Annotated in this window: 4 protein-coding genes and 1 pseudogene; 3 read left to right on the forward strand and 2 right to left on the reverse strand. The window is 46.3% G+C overall.

Features of this window, described 5'->3' with window-relative positions:
• Positions 1–52 precede the first annotated feature (52 nt).
• Positions 53–172: pseudogene (locus tag NTD86_RS00545) on the reverse strand (SDR family NAD(P)-dependent oxidoreductase); the annotation flags it as partial.
• A gap of 843 nt (positions 173–1,015) precedes the next feature.
• Between NTD86_RS00545 and adhP the strand changes: the two are divergent.
• A complete protein-coding gene (gene adhP, locus NTD86_RS00550) occupies positions 1,016–2,032 on the forward strand; it encodes an alcohol dehydrogenase AdhP (protein WP_262200194.1) in 1,017 nt (338 codons plus the stop codon).
• Between the two features lie 1,678 nt (positions 2,033–3,710).
• Here adhP and NTD86_RS00555 read toward each other — a convergent pair.
• Entirely contained in the window at positions 3,711–3,962 is a 252-nt protein-coding gene (locus NTD86_RS00555; RefSeq protein WP_262200195.1) for a hypothetical protein, read from the reverse strand.
• Between the two features lie 257 nt (positions 3,963–4,219).
• On the opposite strand from NTD86_RS00555, the gene NTD86_RS00560 reads away from it, so the two are divergent.
• Positions 4,220–5,278 carry a hypothetical protein gene (locus NTD86_RS00560; RefSeq protein WP_123753501.1) on the forward strand — a complete coding sequence of 353 codons (1,059 nt, stop codon included), beginning with the start codon at positions 4,220–4,222 and terminating at the stop codon, positions 5,276–5,278.
• Between the two features lie 33 nt (positions 5,279–5,311).
• Complete coding sequence (locus NTD86_RS00565; protein ID WP_262200196.1) at positions 5,312–6,121, forward strand: hypothetical protein; 810 nt, start codon at positions 5,312–5,314, stop codon at positions 6,119–6,121.
• Positions 6,122–6,239: the final 118 nt, after the last annotated feature.

A 6,239-nucleotide genomic window follows, 5' to 3' on the forward strand; every position in this document is an offset into this window, starting at 1 on the left:
CAGCAATTACTTCATTGACCAATGCATTGGCCTGGTCGGCAGACGATGCTTAGGTGAAAGCCACTTTTGCGCCTTCACGAGCTAGGTGTTTGACGATAGCCGCGCCGATACCGCGAGAGCCGCCTTGGACGAAAGCCACTTTTCCTAGCAGAGTTCGGGTAGAGGTCATGATGTATCTCCATTACAAGAAGTTAAGTAGGTCTGACTTTGATGTCAGCTATCTTCTGCCACAGGCTCTGACCCGCTTAGCCATGGTCGGTTTCACATCATTCGGTCGTATTACGCCAAAGTGTTGGCCGTTGCATAGTCTCTGGCTCTGGCAGCAGCGACTGCAGAGCATCGCTATGACACGCCCCTTTGCACTCGCCTCCCGCATGTCAGGCTCAAGCAAGATAGATTTATCTTCGACGAGGGACTGACCCTGCGCAGGGTTACCCAATAATTATCGACCCCAAAAAATCCTCCCTATAAAACGAAATCAACATCAAATTAAAAAATAGAACCATGAATGCAGCCCTTATTAAACTGACTACACGGCTATCGGCTTTTACAATTTGGACTCGTACCTATTCAACGAGTGCCTGAAGATCTGTAGCACACTTCTACCCAAACAAAGATTTACTGGGGATCGCTCTCGACAAATAGTGTGTAAACACGTAATCAGATTTTATAGAGCGACACTCATAAACCGTAATAGGGTTTACACGCCAACTAGCCACGACAAGCGGTCTCACTCAGGCCGTCAGCGTGCCTAAAAAAACTGGTCGTGAGCATCCTCAGCAAGCATCTGTTAAAACGAGTCCCTGGCAGATTGAAGCTACGAAGGCCAACTAAGACGCTCAACGGGGCCCCTGCCTTAGCTATCACACTCATTCCGGATAAGGAGCTAGCGCATCAGCACACAATCTGGGCACAAACATCAACGACCTAGGAAAACGCAGCTACACTGTAATCCCTCGTGTTCAGTTATGTTATTGAACATGTGCCTTCAGATATTCCATAAATGAGGTCTACCATGAAAGCAGCTGTTGTCGCAAAAAATAAGACAGTAGAAATAAAAGAAAAGAAACTACGCCCTCTAGAATATGGAGAAGCACTGCTGAAAATGGAGTGCTGCGGTGTATGCCACACAGACCTGCATGTAAAAAACGCGGACTTCGGTGATGTATCCGGCATAATTCTCGGACATGAAGGCATCGGTGTAGTAACTGAAGTCTCGGAGGGCGTAACATCACTTAAAGTTGGAGACCGTGCTAGTGTCGCTTGGTTCTTCCGCGGTTGTGGCAACTGTGAATACTGCAACAGCGGCAAAGAGACATTCTGCCGACAAGTTAAAAATGCCGGCTATACCGTGGACGGCGGTATGGCTGAAGAGTGCATTGTCAACGCTGATTACGCGGTAAAAGTACCCGACGGTCTTGATTCCGCTGCGGCGAGTAGCATTACATGTGCTGGCGTGACCACTTATAAAGCTATTAAAGTTTCAGGTATAAAACCGGGACAATGGCTGGCAATCTACGGCCTGGGCGGGCTGGGAAACCTAGCACTGCAATATGCTAAAAATGTCTTCAATGCCAAAGTGATCGCTATTGATGTTAATGATAAGCAACTGGCGCTGGCAAAAGAGATGGGTGCAGATTTGATCCTGAATCCGAAGACAGACAATGTTGATGAAATCATTCAGAAAGAAGTCGGCGGTGCACATGCCGCAGTAGTGACAGCCGTCGCAAAATCAGCATTTAACTCTGCAGTTGCCAGTGTCCGCGCCGCGGGGCGTGTTGTGGCGGTGGGGCTTCCAGTAGAAACGATGGACCTGAGTATTCCACGCCTGGTGCTGGATGGCATTGAGGTTGTCGGCTCTCTGGTAGGTACTCGTGAAGACTTGAAAGAGGCCTTCCGTTTCGGTGCCGAAGGGAAAGTCGTACCAAAAGTATCCATGCGTCCGCTCGAAGACATAAATACTATTTTTGAAGAAATGGAGCAGGGAAAATTTACCGGCCGAATGGTTATTGACTTCAAACACAAAAAATAACTAATGAGCTTGCCCCTATTTTGATTAACTTTCGTCTCCGGTTTTTTTGTAGTAAGTCATATAACCAGAGGCACAAAACTGGGGCAAGACCGATATTTTTTTGAGTCTCATAAACATCTGATAATTCGCCTATCACTCTCCAGAAAGATTTTACGCAGCGACATTTATAGCGTCACAGCTCTCACGCAAAACCCTAAAAACTCAGCTATAGAATGCATTCGCAAACATTTTGGAATACCTCATAAAAACCAACCTTCCAAGCCCCCGAAAATGAGATGCCCCGCTAAAATCGGCTCAGCCTATTTTGCAATGTAGCGCTGGCTTAAAAATTCGGCTTTAGAGACTGTTAGAGTTGATGGTTTCAAGACCATCATGGATATGTATACAGAATATGTCCCGTACCATAACCTCGATGGAAGCGGATGACTACGGGCCGCGCTCTATTCTGCTCTTTAGTTCTGACACCTCTTTAACGCGTCCTCCGTGCTTTATTCTTGTCTAGGCAAAAGCAATCCCCACACAAAAAATAAAACATACCTCAAGCTTCAACAGTATTATTCGAAATCCGAATTATTCCCTAAACTCAGAGCGCTTATAGTCAACACAGGGCAATTCACAACAAACCATGAGCTACTCAGTATTTAACCGAAAGACAATATCCAAAATGGAATCACAGCGACTGACTCCAATCCAATAAAGATTAGCAATCTCCATTAAAATACAGAGAATTAACCCATTCACGTATCTTTCTCAGAGCGCACCACTTCAAGCCCACTCGAAAGTTCAAGTCAGAAGAAAAGTAACCTGACGATACAATGCAATTACCCCCTCAAGATAATCAGCAGCTTCATTCCCCTCAACTAAGCCAGCATCATACAAAGCCTCAATATATCCGGACGCCCTGCCATACATCTCATTAAGCTTTAGGCTATCACCAGCAGAACTTATGCTTCCCTTAAATCCCCTTAACATCTCAACCATAGAAGAATCAACTAACTCACTACGCCCACACTCGCTATACTTCTCACAACTCGACGCTCTAACCTTACTACAAAACATAAAAACCCTTAACAAAAATGCCTACTAACAATTGAAGAAACCAATCAAAGCAGGCCTCTAACCAATTTTCCTGGCCCCATCCGAGGTCGAATCATAAATCAAAGAATGAGTTTAACGACCATAACCCTATAGATCAGAATCGCTAAAACCCAAAAACTCCTAACTTGTATAGTAGTTAGAAAATCGGCAGCCACCTGAATACTGACTCAGATCAATTAACTAAAAGTTGGAAGTTCATCAAAGATTCGCATTTGCACACGAATAGCATTTACAATTATTTCCAATATGCACCCATCCTCCTGCTGGTGCATTGTATTCGCGCATACCTTCAACCCTTGTCAAACCAGGCACATCCACTCCTTATTACATTAAGACATAAGCCGTCACTGCTCATGTTTAATGTATGTTCAACACACGACTCAATCATCAATATTCGTAAGCTACTGATGCCCTTCATTTTGTATGGTTATTACTCGTTGTTTTGACCTTAGGTAAACGTGATTGATCTGTCAAGAGTTTTGCTGGCACATCATTGTTCAGTCGGCGATACCAACTGCTGTGCGGATAGCCGATTAATTTCCGCTTTTAATGGTTGATCAGAGAACTTCAGCCGTACTGTTTATTTCGTTCCTGAGACTTCTTTGGCGTGGGCCTGACAGGTCTGTAACACGATCAGTCCCATATCGCCGTCGCTGGTGGTGGCTTGCATTGCGTCATAACCCGTTGCGCCGTTGGCGTCGAGCAGAACTGACAGACGCAGGTCAGCAATCTCGGCAGCCTTGTTACGGTTGCATTTCGATGATGTGCGCCTAAAAGCTGTCAATAAGGCACTTGATAACCCGGACACGACGCTGGCCGAGAGCGTGCGCAAGTTTCAATCCGGGATATCAGGCCAAAGGCGGCGAGCGAGATTGGCCATCTGGGGGATTCACGCCGGTTGCTGGATCACACGGACAAAAAGAGTCTGCTTTCGGCCAAAAGCGGTCATCTGATCTCTAAAGTTGTTGCTAATCAGAACAAGACGAAAGTCCATTCACAAAGCCTACAGGCAGGAGCAAGTAGAACTGGTGGCTTGATAGGAGCGTTTCTGCGTAAGATCAATCGTCCAGGTAAAAGGAGCGATTTGGGATGAAACCATTGCGGCGACACCGCGACCGTCTACCCGTTCTAGGCTGCTGGCCACAGCAATGGATCAAAGATGACGCGGTCTGGCATATGTTTGAGTTACAGCTGAAACCAGACGGGAATGTTGCTTGGTATCTTCGTCGCGACGACGTCGCCCATGGCGGCTACGGCTCGATTACCTATCAAGATTACGACGCTGCTGTAGCGGAGGCCAAATCCACAAATCTCCTGCTCGAACATGCGGTAAAAAATCTCGCTTTACCACTTGAACAGGCCGAATCGATACGATTAAAAGTGCACAAGGCGCTGACGGCCGAAGAACGGTTGATGAGCGAGGAAAGGCTCATGCTAATGGAAGCTATCAAGCGCCATGCAGCGGACGCTCGACCTCGACTGGAAGACCTGACTGTCTTGGATGGTAGCGACGTCCTACAAGAAGAGCTGCATAAACGCCTACTGCAACACCCTTATGTGCACTTCGTTTTCTTGGCGCGGTATGGCGTGTGTCTCCAGCGCGAATGTGACTTAACTTGGCGCGTCATTGGAGCAAATAGTCACAAGGTGGGCCTTTACGCTTACCGCGAGAAAATCGCGCGGGGATTTGGGAGGAGCGGTACTGATCACTGGGGCCAAACCAAAGCTGCCATCCGCGATGAGCTTCTTCCTCGCGCAAACAAGCTACTACACCTTGCCAGCGTGAAACTTTTGCTCGCAGACGCGCTGCGTCGGGGGCAGCATGTTTTGATCGTGGGTAGTTTTGTATTTTGGTACGAGGATAGCAATATTCCGCAATGGGTCGTGAAGCAAGTTGGTACGTCGGGCAAGTCAGAGGCGGGCGATGCAATGTGGCTTGAAGGTACGATTCTATCCAAAAACCATGGCCGAATCGTAGTGTTGCCCTACATCAAAGAAAACGGCGAGCGAGTGCAGGGGCACACCAAAAACGCCCCGCATGATGGTAAAGCCATGCCACGTCATCGTGACGATTACGTCGAACTCCCATTTGAAGTTTTGGATGGAGATTTAATGTACAGCTTGTTCGGTGAGCTGAGATACGAATAATAGATTAGCGGACACTATCTCCGGAGTGAAAAATTGTTAAAGCCGCATACCCAGCTGATCTGCGTTCACCACATGTGCAATCCAGATGATACCAACGAGGTTGTTCCGACACCCGATAAACGGTCAAATAAACCAATCGGAATTCACGAGACATCTACAAATAAAACAGCTTTCTTTCAAAAAATAATAAAGCCCAAAATTGGGCCCAACACAATCACATTGGTGATCCCAAATGAAATCACCTTATCATTAAGCGTGGCAACCAAGGCATTAAAGCACGCCAGAAGGAGAAAAAGTGCTCTCGAACAGCTATCTCTATCCACCGAGTCTATCTACGATAGAAATGTAGGTCTTGCATACGATTACCTTGAAAATATACAAACAGCGATAATTTTCGCGTTCAAAGCGGTAGAGTCATTTTGCAATGCGACAATTCCTGACTCATACGTATACAAAAAGTCAACGAGCAAATCTACAGAACATTACAACAAAGAGCAAATCGAACGCTGGATAGCCACATCAGAAAAGGTGTCAGCAATATTGCCGTCAATCTTAGAATGCCCACCACCGCAATCTCAAGGTTTTTGGTCTAACTTCAAAAACTTGGAAAGACTGAGAAACGAAATCATACATAGCAAATCAACCAATACGAACGCGGTATTGGAAGAGTTATTCGCGGAGGCCGTATACCAATACACGCAATCAGCGGGTACATTGCTCGAGTTTTTCATTTCTATCGACCCATCAAATCCAATTTTTCCACTGGGGTTTGGAAAGTCTATGGTGAGAGTGCTCAATGTTGAAAAAGCGGAGGATATATTAGGAAAGATAGAGGACGATTAATCAACAATCTTTTGGTACACAGTCTGTTCCTATCTAGAGTTGCTCAGTACAGAAGAGTGAAGCGTGTCGGGTAGTTTTGACCTTCCAGTGACCGCTTTGGGTCGATAGCAGCCTTTCA

Origin of the sequence: Pseudomonas sp. 7P_10.2_Bac1 (assembly GCF_025465935.1) — a bacterium.
GTDB lineage: Bacteria > Pseudomonadota > Gammaproteobacteria > Pseudomonadales > Pseudomonadaceae > Aquipseudomonas.

Coding starts and splice junctions, on each gene's coding strand:
- adhP (WP_262200194.1), top strand. CDS start 1,016: ATGAAAGCAGCTGTTGTCGCAAAAAATAAGACAGTAGAAATAAAAGAA.
- NTD86_RS00560 (WP_123753501.1), top strand. CDS start 4,220: ATGAAACCATTGCGGCGACACCGCGACCGTCTACCCGTTCTAGGCTGC.